Origin of the sequence: Streptomyces sp. NPDC001594 (genome assembly GCF_042893675.1) — a bacterium.
Lineage (GTDB): Bacteria > Actinomycetota > Actinomycetes > Streptomycetales > Streptomycetaceae > Streptomyces.
The window spans coordinates 110,762-128,161 of record NZ_JBIAVB010000012.1 but is presented as its reverse complement, the minus strand read 5'-3'; the positions used below and the strand labels follow the sequence as shown (position 1 = coordinate 128,161).

The following is a 17,400-nucleotide window of genomic DNA, read 5'->3' as shown; positions in this document are numbered from 1 at the left end:
TTCCACCGTGCCCGGGGGAGGTACGGGGCACGTAGCCCCGGCTGTTCGTTACTTGACAGCCTCCCGGAGGTACGCCTCCAGCTCCGCGGCCCCCGCCAGCAGGGCCCGGCCACGGGCCGACAGTCGGGCCCGCCAGGCGCCGAGGGCGGCCTCCAGCGGCTCCACCCCGCCCGCCGCGCGCACCTGCTCGGCCAGCGGCGCGATCTGCTCCAGCAGGTAGCCGCCCCGCCGCAGCTGGTGGACGAGCCGGGCGTCGCGCACGGCGGCCGCGTCGTAGACCCGGTACCCGGTCAGCGGGTCGCGGAGCGGGCGCACCAGCCCGGCGGCCTCCCACTTGCGCAGGGTCGCGGGCCGGACCCCGAGCTCCCGCGCCAGGGGTCCGATGAACCGGCCGCCGGGGCCGCCGCCGGCATTCCTGTCCGGTGCCTCCGCCGCCTCCGGTGCCTCCGCCGCCTCCGGCGCCGCCGCCGCCTTCGCCGCGGGAGCGAGGTCGCGAAGGGCCCGTTCCACCGCTTCGAGCGTCCGGCGGTCCTCCGCCAGCTGGGCGTGGCTCAGGTCGATGAGGCGGAAGGCCTCGTCGGCGGCGTTCCGGTTCACCGCCCGCATCACGGCCGTCGCCGTCGCGTGGCCGTGGCCGGGCACCAGCGCCAGGAACGCGGCCAGAGCCAGGGCGTGCCCCGGGGTGTAGACGCGGTAGCCGTTCTCGCCGCGGGCGGCGGACGGGAGGATCCCCGCCTCCTCGTAGTTCCTGACCGCCTGGGTGGACAGACCGTGGGCGCGCGCGAGATCGACCGGCCTGAGCTTCCGACCCATTTGAAGGTTTTGTTCCACCTCGCCGAGGATAGCGCGCTGGTTGGCCGCCCAACTCTCCACCGAAAGTTCAACGATAGCGTGGAATGCATGGCAATCGACATCAAGCACACCCTGCGTACGCTCGACGCCGCCGCCCTGAGGGAACTGCTCGGGAACCGGCCCCGGGTGCTCGCCCTGGGCGAGCCCACCCACGGCGAGGACGCCCTCCTCGAACTGCGCAACGACCTCTTCCGCCGGCTGATCGAGGAGGAGGGCTACCGGACGGTCGCGATCGAGAGCGACTGCCTGCGGGGCCTGGTCGTGGACGACTACCTCGCCACGGGCGAGGGCACCCTCGACGCGGTGATGGAGGGGGGCTTCAGCCACGGGCTCGGTGCCTCCGCCGCCAACCGCGGGCTCGTGCGCTGGATGCGGGAGTACAACGCCGCCCGGCCCCCCGCCGAACGGCTCCGCTTCGCCGGCATCGACGGCCCGCTGGAGATCACCGCGCCCGAGAGCCCCCGGCAGGCCCTCACCGCCCTTCACCGCAGGCTCGCGGCATCGGTCGATCCGGCACTGCTGCCCTGTGACGCCGACACGCTCGACCGCCTACTCGGCCCGGACGGGCCGTGGACCGACGAGGGCGTGATGTGGGACCCGGCGCTGTCCGTGGGGCGCTCCGCCGAGGCCAGGGAGCTGCGGCTGCTCGCCGACGACCTGGTGGAACTGCTCGACGAGCAGAGCCCGGGGTTGATTTCCGCGACGTCGAGGGAGGACTGGGAGCGGGCACGGCTGTACGGGCGCACCGCCACCGGCCTGCTGCACTACCACCACTGGACGGCGGACCCGTCGCCGTCCCGCTGGTCCCGGCTGTCGGGGGTGCGTGACCGGATGATGGCCGACAACCTCCTCGCCCTCGCCGAGCGGGGCCCGGTCCTGGTCTTCGCGCACAACGCCCACCTGCAGCGGGAGAAGAGCTGCATGCGGATGGGCGGGACCGCGCTGGAGTGGTGGAGCGCCGGTGCGCTGGTGGACGCCCGCCTCGGCCGGGAGTACGCCTTCGTCTCCACCGCCGTCGGCACGATCCGGCACCGCGGGGTGGACACCCCGCCCCCGGACACGGTGGAGGGGCTGCTGCACGCGCTGCCGGCGGACCGCCCCCTCGTCGACCCGCGCGGTCTGGCGGCCGTCCTCGCCGCCGCGCCGCCCGCGCCGCGCGTGTCGCCCTGGTTCGGCTACGCCCCGCTGGACCCGGCCCACCTGGCGACGGTCGACGGGCTGGTGTACGTACGCGACCTCCCGCCGGAGGCAGGGCCCCGGCGGGAGGTCGGACGGGCGGGCTAGTACCCGGGCTGGTTCTGGTTGTTCTGGTTGTTCTGGTTCTGGTTCTGCCGGTTGTCGTTCTGCTGGTTCTGGTTCTGGTTCTGGTTCTGCTGGTTCTGGTCGGGGGCGGGCGGTTCGGCGGGCCGTTCGGTCGGAGGCGCCTGGGTGGCTGCCGGCGGTGGCGGTGTCGCGGGCCGTTCCGTGACCGGAGGCGGGGTGGCCGGGCCCTGTGTCTGCGCCGGCGTGGCAGGCGTGGGTACGGGCGGCAGTACGGGCATCTCGGTGTGGGGCGTCGGGGTGGGGGTGGGCGCCGGGGGTTTGGTCGCCGGCGTCGGGGTCGGCTTCGGCGTCGGGGTCGGCTTCGGCGTGGGGGTCACCGGCGATTCGGTGGTGGTGGCCGGCGTGGGCACGGGCGGCAGCACGGGCATTTCGGTGTGGGGCGTCGGGGTGGGGGTGGGCGCCGGGGTCTCGGTCGCACCGGTCGCGGTGCCCGTGGGCGTGCCGGTCGGGGTGGCCGTCGGCGTCTTCCCTCCCGGGGTCTCGGTGGCCGGGGGCGTGGTGCCCGGGGACTTCGTTCCCGGGGTCTCCGTGGGCGGCTTCGTGCCAGGGGACTGCGTGCCCGGGGACTGCGTGCCGGGTGTCTGCGTGCCGGGTGTCTGCGTGCCGGGTGTCTGCGTTCCCGGCGTGTGCGTCCAGGGCGACTGCGTCCCCGGGGTGTGCGTCCAGGGCGGGGACGGGGGGTTCGTCGGCCAGTGCCGGGGCGGGGGCGGGGCGGGCCTGTCGTGGTGGACCTGGTCACCGGTGTACCGGTGGACCCACTTCTTGTCCTTGGGGTCGTACAGGACGAAGACGTTGATCACGGTGGTCGAGCGGTTGACGACCACGACGTTCTGCGGCTGGTACCCGGGCCAGCTGGCCCCCTTCTGCCGCGGGGTGCCCTGCTGCGGGACCACCCGGCTCAGCGGGTTGCCGCAGGCGCAGCGCACCTTCGGCTCCCCGTACTTGTCCACCAGCACGGCCGTGCCCGCCTGCAGCACGGACTGGTAGCTGGTGGCGACGCCGTTGCGGTAGCCGTGGTTGGTGACGCGGGTGTCCGAACGCAGCTGCACGGGCGTCAGCGACCGCAGGTAGGCGGGGACCGAGGACTCCTGCACGCCCACGACGGAGGCGAACGCGCGGTTCCTGGCGGGGTCGGCCGACAGGTAGCGGACCTGCTTCTCCACGTCGCAGCTGGCGGTGTTGCGGGTGCCGCCGTAGAGGCCCGGCTCCGAGCCCGTCACGCTGGCGATGTTGTCCCGCTTGACGGGAGCCGCGGTGGGGGCCGCCGCCGGCAGGGCGGAGGTGGTGTTGGCGGTCGACGGGGTGTAGGGGTCCACGCCCGCGTCGTCCGTGGGCTGGAGGATGACCTCGCCGGCCGAGGCCGTCTGGCCGCCGGGACGGCCGAGCACGACGGCCAGGACCACGGCGACGACCACGGCGGCGGTGATCGCCGCGATCCGCGGCACGGACCGCCACCAGGGGCGGTGGCCGTCGCCGCCGGACGACGGCCTCGGTCCGCCGGGACCGGGGCCGCCGGGGCCCGACGGCGGGCCGCCGCCCGAGGGCGGGGGCGGTGGCGTGGGGCCGGCCTGGTCGCCGGACGGGCGCCCGGAGAGGGGGCCGGAGGGCGGGCCGGTGGGACGCTCTGACAGCGGTTCGGAACTCACATTCCCCTCCCACCGGGCGGGCGCAGGAACGCGAAACTCGAACGGCGTACATGTTTTATGCAATTTCATCCGAGTTTCACACCGTTAGCGCCCATTGTGTCCCCCGGCCCCGTGGGGTCCGCAAGCCGAACGGCCTACACCGGGCCCCGGCCCCGCTTCACCCGCCCTCCTCCGCCTACGCCCAGGAAGCGGCCACGAGCGACCGCCGCGCCGCCGTCAGGTGCGCCGAGGCCGCCAGCCAGGCCCACGCGTACCCGTCCGCCGACGGGTCGGTGAGCCGGCCGAAGGCGTCCCGGGGCCGCCGGTCCGCCTCCGCGACGAGGGCCGCGGCCAGGTCCGCCGCCGCCGTGAACCCGGCCCGGCGCAACGGCCCGTACCCGGCCTCAGGCTCGGGCGGGCGCGCCGACTCCGCCACCGCCCGGCGGCCGCCCGCGACCCCGGCCTCCAGCAGCCGGCGCACCCGCCAAAGGGGCGAGTCGGCCAGCGGATCCGGGCCCGGTTCGAGGGGGCCCGGCGCGGCGGCGGGGGCCTCGCCGGTGACGTGGCCGCCCTGGAGGCGGTCGTAGCCGAGGTCGGCCCGGTCCCGCCATTCCGGCGGCAGCCGCAGCGTGTACGCGGCCCCCGGCACCGGCCCCACGCAGAGGGGCCGCAGCGTGGCCGCCCGGTCCGGGTCCGGGCGGCCCACCACCCGCAGCGCCAGCCCCGGCCAGCCGGCCAGCCGGCGCAGATTGGCGGTGTGCGCCAGCTCCGGGTGCGGGTGCGCCGGGACCAGCCGGAGCAGCGGCGCGTCCGCCCGTACCGTGCCGTCGGGCGACAGCTCCCGCACCAGGAGGTGCTCGCCGGCCGCGCCCTCGACCCGGACGGCGCAGCCCAGCAGGCCGGGTTCGGCGTCCCGCGCGAGCAGCTCGGCGACGGCCTCGACCGCCGGGCGGGCGAACAGCGCGGCGAGCGGCTCCCGGTCCCAGGAGACACCCGGCACGGGCGTGGCCCGCACCCCGCGTCCCGCGCCGAGCCGCCCGTCGGCGGAGACCGTCGCCCCGGCGATGCGCAGGCCGCCGCGCGCGAGCCCGGCGTGGTCGAGGACGCCGCCGCCCAGGGCCACGGACGCGGCCCCCGCACCGCGGGCACGGGCGAGGCCGCCGGGGCGGACGTCCGACAGCGAGTAGGGGACGCCGTCCGCCCCGAGCAGGTGGGTGACCACGCCGCCGTAGCCGGTCGCCGTCAGCACGGGCTCCCGGCACAGGCCGTGCACCCGCAGGCTGCCCCCGGAGGCGTAGGCCCGGCGGCCGCTCCCGGTCAGCCCGGGGCCGCCCGTACCGGCCGCCAGCAGCGCGGCGGTGCGCAGCAGCGCCTCGAAGGCGGCGGTCAGGTCGGCCAGCCGCTCACCGGCCCGCCGCTCCCGGGCGGCCCGCAGCCCCCGCACCACCCGCAGCGCGGCGGCCTCGGCACCGGGCAGCCCGGCCACGCGGGCGGTGTGCGCGGCCCGCAGCAACTCGGCCTGCACCACCGCGCCCCCGGCGGCCGCCCCGGCGGCGAGGGCCTCGGCCCCTACCCCCCACAGCGCGGCCCCGGCCCGCACCTGCGCGGCGCTGGGCGCGTCCCCGCCCGGTCCCGCGCCGACCCCGGCGGTGACGCCGGGCCCGCCCGGGCCACGCGTGCGTCCGGGGGCGTATCCGTCTGCGGCAGGGCCGCCCCCGGCGGTTGCGGGGGCCGGGGTCGCGCCGTACGCGCCCCGGGGGCCGGGCCCGTCCGCCGGGCCGGCCGTCCCGGTGGGGCCGGTGCCGTCGGCGGAGCCAGGGACCGGGGCAGCGGCCCCCGGGGCGTTCTCCTGTCCGCCGGCGGGGTCCGTGTCGGGGTCCGGGCGGGGCCCGGGGAACGGAGGAAGGGCGGGGAGGGGACCGGCCCCGCAGGGCGACGGCCCGGGCCGCCCCGCCTCCGACGGGGTACCGGCATCCGGGTCCCCGGCCTCGCCTTCGCCCGGCCAGGGGGACGGGTCCGCCACCGGGGACGCGGCCAGGACCGCCGCGCGGTGCAGGCAGCGCGGGGCGAGGAGGCAGGTGCAGAGGGCCTGCCCGGCCTCCGCCACCACCCCCGACGGCCCCGGCCGCAGCGTCACCACCGCGTCCTCGCCGAAGGAGACGACGAGGCCCCCGTCCGCCCCGGCCCGCGCGCCGTCCCGGCACCCCTCCACGGCCGCGTCGAGCTTCTTGCGCAGCCGGGCGCTCAGGGCCTCCACGGCCTCCGCCGTCACCTCGGCGGCGACGGGCGGCAACAGCGGGCTGGTCATCGGGGCTCCCCACGGAGTCGGTCGCCCACCCAGCGGGCGAGGGCGAGAGGGCTGAGCGCGGCCACCGGCATCCCGGCCGCGACGAGCTGCCGCGCCACCGGCACCGAGTACCGGGGCGCGCCCGCGTCGTGGAGTGCGGCGCAGCCGAGCAGATGGGCACCGGAGGCGGCCAGCGCACGGACCTCCCCGAGCAGGCCCCCGACCGGGGCGCCCTCCTCGAAGTCGCTGACCACGACGACCAGGGTGCGGCTCGGCACCGTGATCAGGGTCCGGGCGTGCGCGAGGCCGGCCGCGATGTGCGTACCGCCGCCGACGCGGACCTCCAGGAGGAGGGAGAGCGGGTCGGCGACCCGGCCGGTCAGGTCGACGACCTGGGTGGAGAAGGCCAGGAAGTGCGTGGACAGGGTCGGGACCCCGCCCAGCACGGCCGCCGTCAGCGCCGACCAGACCACGGAGGCCTCCATCGAGCCGGAGACGTCCACCACCAGGATCAGCCGCCAGTCCGCCTCGCGGGACGCGCGGGTGCTGAACACCGGCCGCTCCGGGACCACGACCACCCGGCCGTCGTCGAAGCGCCGCGTGTGCGCCAGGTTGGCCCGCAGGGTGCGGGCCAGATCGAGCCGGCCGCCGGGGCGGCGGGTCGGGCGCGGGGTGGACAGGCCCGACAGGGCCGGCCGCACGCGGGTGGCCAGCTGTGCCGCCAACTCGTCTACCAGTCGCTTCACCAGCGGCCGCAGCCGGGCGAGTTGCTGCTCCGGCATGCCGCCGGCCAGGGAGAGCACGGAGGTCAGCAGTTCCACGGAGGGGCGCACGGCCGCCGGATCCAGCTGCGCCAGTACGTCGGTACGGCCCGCGCCCGCCGCGTCCGCGAGCACCTCCTCCCGTACGTCGGCGCCGAACAGCGACTCCAGCTCCTCGGACCACTCCCGGGCCGTCGGGAAGGACGGCCCGTCCCCGCCGCCGGGCCCCGACCGGCCGATGTCGCCGGAGCCCTCACCGCGTCCCGCGCCGTACAGCTCGTCGAGGGCGCGGGCGTACCGGTGCGCCCCGGACGGCAGCCGGTCGCGCTGGCGGCCCAGCAGCAGCCGCCACCGGTCGGCGGCGGCGAGCCGCTGCCCGTCCCCCTCCCCGGCACCGGGGCCCGCGGGGTCCGCCGTCCCGCCGGACGCGCCGGTACGGCTGCCCGGAAGGGCCGCGCCCGCCGGCCGCGCCGCTCCGAGGGCCGTCTCGGCGGACCGCCGTGCGACGGGCCGTGCCCCTGCGGTGGCCGACTCCTGCGGCCGCCCGTGGTCCGCGTGGGGCGCGGCTTCCGCGGCCGTGCCCGTCGGCGCCGCCGGACGGGTGGCGTCCGCGGCTCCGCTGCCCGGACCGGCCGGCCGCGCCGCAGGCGCCCGTTCCGCCCCCGCGGGCCGCCGCTCGTCGGCGTGCGAGGCCGCCGCCGTGCCCGCCCGGGCGTTCTCCTGTTCACGGGCGGCCGCCACCGTGGGCGACCCCGGCAGCGGGGAGACCGCCGCCCCGGCCGGCCGCGCCGGAGGCACGGGCAGCGGGAGTTCCTTGAGGGCGCCCAGCCCCGCCGCGTCGGCGGCGGCCCAGAGGGCGAGCAGGGCGGGCGGAGCGTCTAGGGCGAGGTCGGGCCGGTCGCCGAGGCGCTCGGCCACCGTGTCCAGCAGCCGGTCCCGCGCGGCCGGGGACAGCGCGTCGAACCCGGCCCGCAGTGCGGGCAGCCGCTGCAGGAAGTCCGCGTCGGCCAGGCCGTCCACCCGGTCCAGCAGCGGGGTCAGCGCGGCCGGGGAGGTCTCCAGCAGCGGCCCGGCCGCGGTGAGCAGTCCGGCGATCCGGCGGGCCAGGGTGCGGCGCCCGTCCGCCGTGGCCGCCCCGTCCACCCAGGCGGCGGCGCGGGCGCCGAGCCCGGCCGCCGGGTCCAGGTCCAGCAGCACCCGTACGGCCGACGCGGCCCCCCGCATCAACGGGCTCCCCCCGTCGGCGAGTTCCGCCAGGGAGGCATCCATCCGCACGCCCAGCCCGCGCGCCGCGGCCCGGTCGGAGAGGGCCACCAGGGCGGCCGCGTCGGCGGGGTCGTCACTGCCCGCGAGACCGGGCAACGACCGTACGGCGGCGTCCAGCAGATCGCCGGCCAGCACCCCGGCAGCCGCCCGCGCCCCGGCGGAGGTGCCGGGGAGGTGGCCGCGCCGCAGCCCCTCCAACAGGTCGACGGCCTCAAGGAGTTCCGCCACCCCGGCGGTCTCCGGCAGCACGGCGGCCGCCTCCTCCAGTCGTACGTCGACCAGCTCGGGCAGGTCGCAGCGCGCGGCGGCCTCCAGGCCGGCCAGCACCTGCGCGGCGGTCGGGCCGCCCTCGGCGGCCTCGCGGCGTGCGAGGTCGCGCAACGTACCCGCGGCCGCCTGGGCGGCGGTGACGCCGCGGACCCCCGCCAGGTCCAGGCGGGCCGGGACCGCAGGGGTCCAGGACAGCCGCCACTTGCTCCCCAGGGCGGTGCCGTCGCCGGTGGCGGCGACGTCCACGGGCTCGCCGTACGAGGCCCCGCACACCAGCAGGCGCCGGAGTAGCACCTCGCGGCGCCCGTCGAGCTCGGAGCGCAGGGGGTCGAGGCGTACCTCGCGCGGCGCCGCGTCCTCGGGGGACGGCAGCCGCAGGGCCGCCAACTCCGCCTCCACGGAAGGGCCGAGCCCGGAGCGCGGGGCGTGCGGGGTGGTCCGGCCGCGGCCCGTACCGACGAAGACGGCCTCCAGGGCGCGGGCCAGCGCCCGCCCCCGGCCGAGGGGCTCGCCCTGCCCGAGCACCGTGGTGACGGCCTCGAGGAGCTCACCGCGGCCGGGCGCGGGCAGCCCGCGCAGCCCCGCCAGGTCGCAGGCGAGCCGCAGGGTCTCGGCGGCCTCCCCCGTCCCGGCGGTGTGCCCGGCGCGGCGCAGCTCCCGGCACAGCCGGACGAGCGCGGCCGCAGCCGCCTCCCGCAGCCGCACCGGATCCCCGCCGGCCTCGAAGACGGCCTGCTGCCACAGCGGATCCCGGATCCCGGCGGGATACCCGGACCGCGAGTCGAGCAGATCATGGGAATACGCCACGAACGAGGTCACGACCCCGCCCCCGCCGTCCCCGGCCTCCGAGCGGGCCCCGGGCTTCTGCCCCGGGTCGGCCGCGTGCCCGCGGGGCGCCGGAACCGGCGTCTCCGTGAGGAGGGCCGGGGCGTGGAAGGCGCCGACGACCGCCGCCACACGGCGGCCTCCCTCGGCGGCCGCCGTGAGGACCTCCCGCATGTGGGACTCCCGCGCCAGGTCCGTCGCCGGCACGGCACCGGCGTCCGCACGCAGGGCCCAGCCGACACCGAGCGCGGCACGGCGTACGGCCTCCGGGGAGCAGCCCGGGGCGAGGACCTCCACCGCCCGGTCCCACAGGTCGTCGCCCTCGCGCCCGGTACCGGACGCCGCGAGCGCGTCCCCGTAGGACCGGCGCGGGCCCGCACCCGGACCGGGCCCGGAGCTCCGCTCCGCCTCGGGCACCGTCGTGGGCAGCGCGGCGGCCTCCCTGTCGCCGTCCGTTCCGCGACCCGCCGGGGCGGAGCCGGACGCGGAGCCGCCGTGCGTCCCGGGCCGTACCGGGGACGGCCCCGCGGGTCCCGCCGGGGCCGAAGCCGTCTCGGTGTTGCCGGACGTGGGCCCCGCCGAAGCCGCGGCCTGCCCGTCCGCAGGGCCCGTACCCGGCGCCGCCGGGGCCGCTCCGGGCCCCGACGCAGCCGGCAGGGACCAGCCGGCGTCCGAAAGGGGGAGGTCGCAGCAGCGGACCTCCACCCCGTGGTCGCGGGCCCAGCGGATCGCCGCCAGTTCCGGGGAGAAGTCCGCGAAGGGATAGAAGGCCAGCCGGCCTTCAAGGCCCAGGCCCGCCAGGGCCACCGGGGCGACCGTCTCCGGGTCGGCCAGGTGCGTCAGCCACGGCTGGAAGTCGGCCGGCAGCTCCACGCAGACCACCTCCGGGTCCGCGGCCGCCAGCAGCGCCGGCACCACCGCCGCCAGGGCGGGACTGTGGTGCCGCACCCCCAGCAGGTAGGGCGCGCGCGAGGCGGCCAGGGCCGCCACCGCCTCCCGTGGCTCAGCGGTCGGCGTCAACGCAGGCTCCCGCGCAGGTCCCAGAGCCGGCGCCACATCGCCGAGCCGTCCTCGGCCCGGCGGCGCACCGGACCGTCCCAGTAGCCCAGCAGCCGTCCGTGGTCGGCCGGGTCGTCCTTGCGCACCACGCCCAGCAGATGACCCGGCAGCAGGTCCAGCACGTCACCACCCGGCAGGTACGCGGCCGCGACCCCCAGCGAGGCCGCCACCTGCACCGCCTCCGCCGTGGACATGACCGTGCCGGGCCGTTCCACGTCCCAGCCCTCCGCGCTGCGCCCCGAGCGCAGGTCCCGGAAGACGGTGACCAGCGCGTCGAGCACGCTGTCGTCCACCCCGAACGCGGCCCCGGCCCGTTCCACGGCGGAGACGGCCTGCCGGCGGATCAGCGAGGCCTCCGCGTCCGGGTCCGAGATCGGGCCGACCGTCTCGAAGTTGAAGCGCCGCTTCAGCGCCGCCGACATCTCCGAGACGCCCCGGTCGCGCAGGTTGGCGGTGGCGATGACGGTGAACCCGGGAGCCGCCGAGACCACCGAGTCCTCGGTCGCCGTCAGCTCCGGCACGCTCACCCGCCGGTCGGACAGGATCGACACCAGCGCGTCCTGCACCTCGGGCAGGCAACGCGTGATCTCCTCGACCCGCACCACCCGCCCGGCGCGCATCGCCGCGAGCACGGGGGAGTCGACCAGGGCCTCCCGGGTCGGGCCCTGCGCCAGCAGCAGCGCGTAGTTCCAGCCGTAGCGGAAGGCGTCCTCGGTGGTGCCCGCCGTGCCCTGCACGGTGAGCGCGCTCGTGCCGCACACCGCGGCCGACAGCAGCTCGGACAGCATCGACTTGGCGGTGCCCGGCTCGCCCGTGAGCAGCAGCCCCCGCTCACTGGCCAGGGTCACCACGCAGCGCTCCACCAGGGCGCGTTCGCCGACGAACTTCGGGGCGATCACCAGCTTGGACGGCAGCCCGGCGCGCCGCTTGGGCAGGGCCAGCTCCTCGCCCCCGCTGCCGCACACGAAGGTCACCACCGCGCGCGGGGTCAGCGCCCAGCCCGGCGGGCGGGGGCCGGGGTCCTGGGCGGCGAGGAAGGCCAGTTCGGCGGCGTACCGCTCCTCGGCGGGCACCACCTGCCGCGCGGGGGCGGACGGTTCGGTCACGGTCATCGGGTAGTCCTCAAGTCCTGGTCGAAGAAGTCGGAGAGAAGCAAGGAGAAGCAAGGAGAGAATCAAGGAGGTGGCGGGGGCACGGGCCGTCGGGCCGCGCCCCCGCCGGAGCCGGTCGCCCGGCGGGGCTCAGCGCCGCCGGCCGGCGGTGCGCTTCACCTTGAGCTCCTCGAAGCGCGGCACGTCGCCCTCGCGGACCCGCGCCCACGCCCGGCGGTACAGCTCCGCGGCCGGCTCGGCGGGCACCAGCGTGCCCAGCACCGGGCGGCCGGCCGGAGCCAGGGCGTACATCGGCAGCTTCCACTGCTCGACCGGCAGCGCGGGCGCGGCCGGCTCGGCCCACGGGCCGGGCAGGAACAGGGAGCGCCCGGCCCGGGCCCGGGTTGCCGTGACGACCAGCTCCGTGGTGGCCAGCTCCGCGCGGGCCGCCTTGAGCCGGGCCGGCTTCCAGCCCGTCCAGCGCGCCGTGTTGCGGTCGGTCGGGTCGGGCATCGCGAGCAGCGCCAGGTACAGCGTGGCCGCGTCCGCCCCCAGCCCGTACCGCGCGGACACCTCCGCCACCAGCTCCGGCACGCTGCGGCCCGGGTCCTGCGGCCACCAGGCGCCCTCCGCGTCCACCGCGCCCGCCACCGGCGCCCCCGGGTCGGCGAGCAGCGCGGCGAACCCCGGGTCGTGGGCCAGTCGCAGCGCCGTCTCCGTCGCGCCGGGCAGCTGCTCGGTGCCGCGCAGCAGCGGCAGGTACGGGTCCGACCCGGTCGAGTCCAGCAGCGCCGTGCGCAGCGCGGGCAGCGGGCGGCCGTCCTGGGTGGCCAGCACCACCGCGCCGTACCGCTCGTAGCCGGCCGCGGTCTCGGTCGGGGTGCCGGCCGCCTTGCGGAAGCCGGCCAGGTCCACGTAGTGCCCCACGGCCAGCAGCAGCTCCGGCGAGGCCAGCCGCTGCCGCACCGCTGTGAGCACCGGCGGCAGGCAGGACCGTACGGGGTGCCCGGCGGGCAGCCGGTGCGCGAGCCAGGCCGCGAAGCCCACCGCGGAGGTGAGCACCCCGGCGTCGAAGGGGCGCCCGCCCGGGACCACGGGCTCGGCCCGGTCGCCCTTCACGGCCCAGGCCGTGTCGGCGGACAGCTCCGGGGACGCCGCCGCGTCCAGCAGCGCGGGCAGCGCCCGGTGCGCGGCCCAGGCCCCGCGGACCTCCTTGCCGGCCTCGGCGAGCAGCCACTCGGGTACCGGCGTACGGCGGCCCGCGCGCCGGTTCCACACGAGCGCGGCGGCCTCGGCGTCCGGGCCGTCCGTCCACAGCCGGGCCGGGTCGGCGGGCAGCAGCGCCGCGACCAGCTCGCGCCGCACCTGCGGGGAGAGTGCCTTGAGGTCGTCGCGGGCGTGCGCGGCCTCGGTGGCCTTGACCCCGAGGACCGTGCGCAGTTCGGCGGGGAGGAAGCCGCGCTCGTACGTCTCCAGGTACGGCAGTCCCGCGACGACCAGGGCGGCCATGGCGGCCGACACGCCGGTCAGCCGGCCGAACTCCTCGGCCGCCGCCGGGAACCAGGGCGCCGGACCGCGCTCGGCGGCCTCCTTGAGGAAGGCCGTCAGCCAGCCCGCCCCCCGCCCGGGGTCGCCGACCGGCACCGCCGCCGCGGCCGGGGTGTAGGGCGCGGGCACGGCGAAGGTGCCGGCCGGGTCGTGCAGGAAGGCGTCGAACTGCCGGCCCCGGGGGTACTCCTCGGTCTGCTCGTTCAGGGCGAGCAGCGCCCCGCCGCCCAGCGGCACGACCGCCCGGTGCCGGCCGCCGCGGCCGCGCTCCCGGCCGTCGGCGCCGAGCAGGTGGGCGGTGTCGATCCGCACCGTCAGCCGCCGCCAGCTCGCGGCGGAGGTCTCGGCCGAGGCCAGGCCCAGGGCGTCCACCTGGGCCAGCACCCGGCACAGCGCCTCCCGCTGCTCGCCGGTGGTGCCGGTGGCGACCGCACGGTAGGCGGCCGCGGCGGGCGCTTCAAGGAACAGTCCGGCCCAGGGGAACGAGGACTGCGCGAGCGGCGGCACGTCCACGTGCAGCCGGCCGGGGACCGGCTCGGCGGCGGTGTCGGCGGCGGCCGTGCCGAGCGCCCGCAGGAAGGCGGACGTGGCGTCCGTGTTCCCGCCGTAGTAGCGGTGGTAGGGGTTGCCGGTCAGCCCGTGCAGGGAGGCGTCGAGCAGCTGGTCGGCGGGACCGCGTTCCACGGCCGGCTTCGGGTGGGCCGCCCGGCGCCCGGCGAGGGACTCCGCGACCCTGGCCAGGGCCTTGCGCTGGACCAGCGCGGCGCGGAGCACGTCGACCACCCCGCCGATGAGCACGGGCGAGCCGAGCGCGGGCAGGGCCTCGCGGACCAGCGCGGGCAGGTCCTCACGCCGCTCCGCCTCGGCGGCGGCCTTCAGCAGCGCTCCGGCGGCCGGGGCGTCCAGCGCGCGCAGTGCCGCCGATCCCTCGGGGTCGCGGGGGCGCAGGCAGTACCAGTAGGCGAGCGGCGGGAGTTCCGCGTCGCCGGCGGCGTGCGGGGCGCCGTGGTGCGGGCAGGTGGTCCGGGCGGTGACGGCCCCCTCGGGGTCGGTCAGGGCCAGGGCGCGCCAGTCGCTGGTGACGGCGCGGGGCCGCTCGTCACCGGGCAGCCGGACCGCGGCGTCGGGCCTGGCGGAGCCCTCGGGGACGGATACCCGGCCGCCGGCCGGGTCGGAGCCGTGCCAGCCCTGCCCGGGCACGCGCACGGCGCGCCAGCCCAGCAGCCCGTCCGCGGGCGCGCCGAGCACCGAGCCCTCGACGGCGGGCGCGGGACGCAGCCAGTTCTGTCCGATGGCGTCGGGCAGGGTGCTGCCGCCGGGGTGCCCGGCGAGGGCGTCGGCGAGGAAGCCCGGCATCGAACGTCGGCCCGTGGCCCCGGTGGCCGGGTCGTACTCGGTCCAGCCCGGACCGCCGGAGTCGCGGTCGGGGTCCCACGTCCAGTGGGAGGTCCCGTCGCTGATGACGGGCCGCTCGGCCGGGACCAGGCTGTCGCCGCGGCGCAGCACGCCGGCGCCGGTGGTGCGGCCGCCGCCGGGCAGGGGCAGGGAGACGTGCCCGGAGCGCATCGACCAGTAGGTGGCGGAGGAGTCGAGGGTGAGCACGTCGTCGGGGGCGCTCAGCCAGTAGCCCTCGACGGGGCCGTTGTAGGAGGCCCAGAAGACGAGCAGGTCGCCGTCGGTGTAGTGGAAGCCGAGCTGGCGGCCGCTGCTCGGGGGGACCCGCAGATCGTGGGTGACGACGGTGGAGTCCGCGTCGATGACCCGCACCTGGGTGGAGTTGGCGACGATGACGTACGGCCAGGCGTCCATCACGGTGAGAGTGCCCCGGCCGCGGCCGGGCGTCAGCGCGCGGACGGCCTCCTCCCAGGCGGGCCAGACCAGTTCCTCGAACATGCCGCCGCGCAGGGTGCGCGCGAGGACCTCGTCGAGGTCGGCGGCGGCGGCCGCGGCCACCTCGGCCGGGGCCAGCGCCAGAGCCTCGGAGGGCAGCCAGGTCAGCCGCCGGATCGCCTCGGGCAGGTCGGGCAGGGCCGTCGCCGTGGACTCGGCGGCCACCCGGCGGACCCACTCGGCGATCAGCGGGCTGCTGCCCGCCGTCACGGCCAGCCGCCGCACGGTCTCACGGCCGTTCGACATGTGGCCGTTGAACCGGTCGAGGGTGCGGAAGAAGGCGGGGCGCAGCCGTTCGTCGGCGCACAGGGCCGCCAGGTCGCGGGGGTCGGGCGAGCTGTTCCACTCCTCCAGGCCGAGGACGGTCCGCGCGTCGTCCCCCGGATCCGCCACGGGCAGGCCCAGGGAGAGCAGCAGGTCGAGCAGGTTGACGTCCTGCAGGCCCAGGCGCAGCCCCTGTTCCCGTCCCGGCCGGGCGAGTTCCTCCCGCAGCGGCCCGGCGCAGCGGGCCACGAGGTCGAGGAGGGCCGGGAGGGCGGGCGGACGGCCCCAGCCGCCGTAGCGGGCGGTGTGGAAGCGCTCCAGCCAGCCCGCGGTGCCGTCGGGGGAGCGCTCCGCGTCGGGCAGGGAGGCGTCGGCCAGTCCGGCGGTGGCCCCGGACTCCTCCAGCACCTCCAGCCACAGGGCGGACAGCTCGCCCGCCTCGCCGCTGCCGCCCGGCACCATCCCGAGCAGGGTGCCGCGTACGGAGGGCACCCGCTTGGCCAGCGCGATGAGCGCGGCGCGGTGGGACTTCCACCAGCCGGCCGCCGCGCGCAGGGTGGCGGGCAGGGGCAGCAGTTCGGCGAGGTACTCCTGCTCGGGCAGGTTCCCGCTCAGCCCGGCCGCGCGGGCCAGGCGCCGCAGCTCGGTCGTGGCCTGCGCGGACGGCGGGAGGCCGCCCGCGGTGCGGCGGACGCACAGGCGGCGGAAGCGGGTGAGGGCCTCGGCGGGGGAGACCCGCTGGGCGAGCTCCTTGCCGTAGCCGGTGAGCACCTTCACCGGAAGGGCGCCGGCCAGGGCGAACTCGAGGAACACGGCGTCGAGGCGGTCCTCGTCCACGGCCAGGCCGTAGCGGGCCTCGGCGGCGCGGGCCCGGCCGAACAGCTGGGCGGCGTACGTGGTGTTCTCGACGGCGAGGAAGACGCGGGCGGCCTGCTCCTGGAAGACGGGCAGGAAGTGGGGCAGGGAGGCGGCGAGCCGTTCGCAGATCTCGGTGCAGGCGTCGAGGGCGGCCTTGGGCTTGGTCTTCGCCTGTCGGGCCAGCCGGTCCAGCTCCGGGACCAGGGCGAGCGCGTGGTGCCCGTCCCCGGGGTGGTGCACGAGGACCCACTCGGGGAAGCCGAGCGCCTGCCGGCGGCCGAGGCCGACGACGGCGGGCTCGCCGTCCGGCACCAGGCCCAGGAAGCCCGCGGCGAGGTCCTCGGCGGCGCCCAGTTCGGCAGCGGCCAGCCGGACGACGACCCGCTCGTCCCCGAGCGCCGGGTGACGGTACGTCCGGGCGGTCAGCGGCACGGCGCCGGGGCCCGCGTCCGAGGTGTCCCCGGGCAGGACCGCGCCGGCGGCGAGGAGTTCGGCGCTCGCGGTACGGGTGGCGGCGTCCGGGTCCGTCCCGGCCTGTGCGTCGGTGGTCTCGGTGCTCATGCGTTCCCGCCCTCCTCGATCTTGCGCCCGGCGTACAGCGCCGCGGCCATCCGCATCCCCTCGGACCAGGCCACCGGTCCGACCTCGCCGAGCCGTACGGCCCGGCCCTCCTCGTCGTGCCAGCTCAGGGCGCCGGTCTCCGACTCGTCCTCCCAGTAGGGCTCGCCGATCCACACGGCGGCCTCCACCGTCCGCCCGCCGTCCCGGACCCGGCTGGTGGCGTATCCGCCGGAGACCCGGTAGCCGAGGCCCGTGGCGCGGGCCGCGAGGCTGAACCGGGAGGGGAACTTCCCGCCCGCGTAGTCCCGTACCTCGGTGGCGGAGGCCTTCACGTCCTCGGGCCTGGTCCAGGTCGCCCGGTGGATCTGCTCCACGCGCTGGGTGATGTCCAGGTCGGCCGCGAACTCCCGGACGTCGTCCAGGTCGGGCAGCAGCACCGGGTGCGGCAGGGTCACCGTGCGCGGGGAGAGGCGTACGGTTTCGCCGTCGAGGTTGACCACCTTGAGCTCGCCCGCGTCGGTGGCGTCGCGCAGGAAGCCCACCTCGTCGGGGTCGTCGTCGCCGACGACGGCCAGGTCGCGCAGGGCGCCGCGCCAGGCCTCGTCGCGCCAGACCCGGGCCAGCAGGGCGGTCGGGACCGGCAGCGAGGAGACCATCCAGCCGTCGACCCGGGCCGCGCAGGCGGCCTCGTGGCGGTCGAGCCACTCGGCGAGGCGGCGCAACCGGTCCACCTCGGGATGGTCCCGCAGGGCCTTGGGCAGCGTCTTCAACTGCCGTCCCGTGGGACGCCGTACGGCGACCCGCCCCTCCACGAGGGAGACCTCGTACCCCTCGTCCTGCAACGCCAGCCAAGCCATCAGCCGTGCCCCTCCGCCTGTCTGAAAACCGTCTTGCGCAGCACGGAGCAAGGCTCCAACGCC

The 17,400-nt window shown here is 77.9% G+C and carries 7 protein-coding genes and 1 pseudogene; 1 reads left to right on the top strand and 7 read right to left on the bottom strand.

Features of this window, described 5'->3' with window-relative positions:
- Positions 1 to 48 precede the first annotated feature (48 nt).
- The gene (locus tag ACFY0O_RS23865) at positions 49 to 813 is read right to left on the bottom strand and encodes a TioE family transcriptional regulator (RefSeq protein ID WP_388949706.1); all 765 of its coding nucleotides are present in this window, start codon (positions 811 to 813) and stop codon (positions 49 to 51) included.
- 87 nt (positions 814 to 900) lie between these two features.
- Here ACFY0O_RS23865 and ACFY0O_RS23860 point away from each other — a divergent pair, with 87 nt between their 5' ends.
- Positions 901 to 2,136: an erythromycin esterase family protein gene (locus ACFY0O_RS23860; RefSeq protein ID WP_388949703.1), complete on the top strand. Its 1,236-nt coding sequence runs from the start codon at positions 901 to 903 to the stop codon at positions 2,134 to 2,136.
- Between the two features lie 443 nt (positions 2,137 to 2,579).
- On the opposite strand, the pseudogene ACFY0O_RS23855 reads toward ACFY0O_RS23860, so the two are convergent.
- From ACFY0O_RS23855 to ACFY0O_RS23830, 6 genes and pseudogenes are all read right to left on the bottom strand, one after another.
- Positions 2,580 to 3,821 (bottom strand): annotated as a pseudogene (locus ACFY0O_RS23855) (DUF6777 domain-containing protein); the annotation flags it as partial.
- A gap of 175 nt (positions 3,822 to 3,996) precedes the next feature.
- Positions 3,997 to 6,108: a hypothetical protein gene (locus ACFY0O_RS23850; RefSeq protein ID WP_388949700.1), complete on the bottom strand. Its 2,112-nt coding sequence runs from the start codon at positions 6,106 to 6,108 to the stop codon at positions 3,997 to 3,999.
- Positions 6,105 to 10,229, bottom strand: coding sequence for a DUF5682 family protein (locus ACFY0O_RS23845; RefSeq protein ID WP_388949698.1), 4,125 nt, complete (start codon positions 10,227 to 10,229; stop codon positions 6,105 to 6,107). Before ACFY0O_RS23845 ends, ACFY0O_RS23850 begins: the two co-directional genes overlap by 4 nt.
- Positions 10,226 to 11,380, bottom strand: coding sequence for an AAA family ATPase (locus ACFY0O_RS23840; RefSeq protein ID WP_388949696.1), 1,155 nt, complete (start codon positions 11,378 to 11,380; stop codon positions 10,226 to 10,228). The genes ACFY0O_RS23845 and ACFY0O_RS23840 overlap by 4 nt, the downstream gene beginning before the upstream one ends.
- Positions 11,381 to 11,509: 129 nt before the next feature.
- Positions 11,510 to 16,480 (bottom strand): DNA-binding protein, encoded by a 4,971-nt coding sequence (locus tag ACFY0O_RS23835; RefSeq protein ID WP_388949694.1) that lies wholly within the window; start codon positions 16,478 to 16,480, stop codon positions 11,510 to 11,512.
- On the bottom strand, positions 16,477 to 17,337 hold the full coding sequence (locus tag ACFY0O_RS23830; protein WP_388949692.1) for a DUF4132 domain-containing protein: 861 nt from the start codon (positions 17,335 to 17,337) through the stop codon (positions 16,477 to 16,479). The genes ACFY0O_RS23835 and ACFY0O_RS23830 overlap by 4 nt, the downstream gene beginning before the upstream one ends.
- Positions 17,338 to 17,400: the final 63 nt, after the last annotated feature.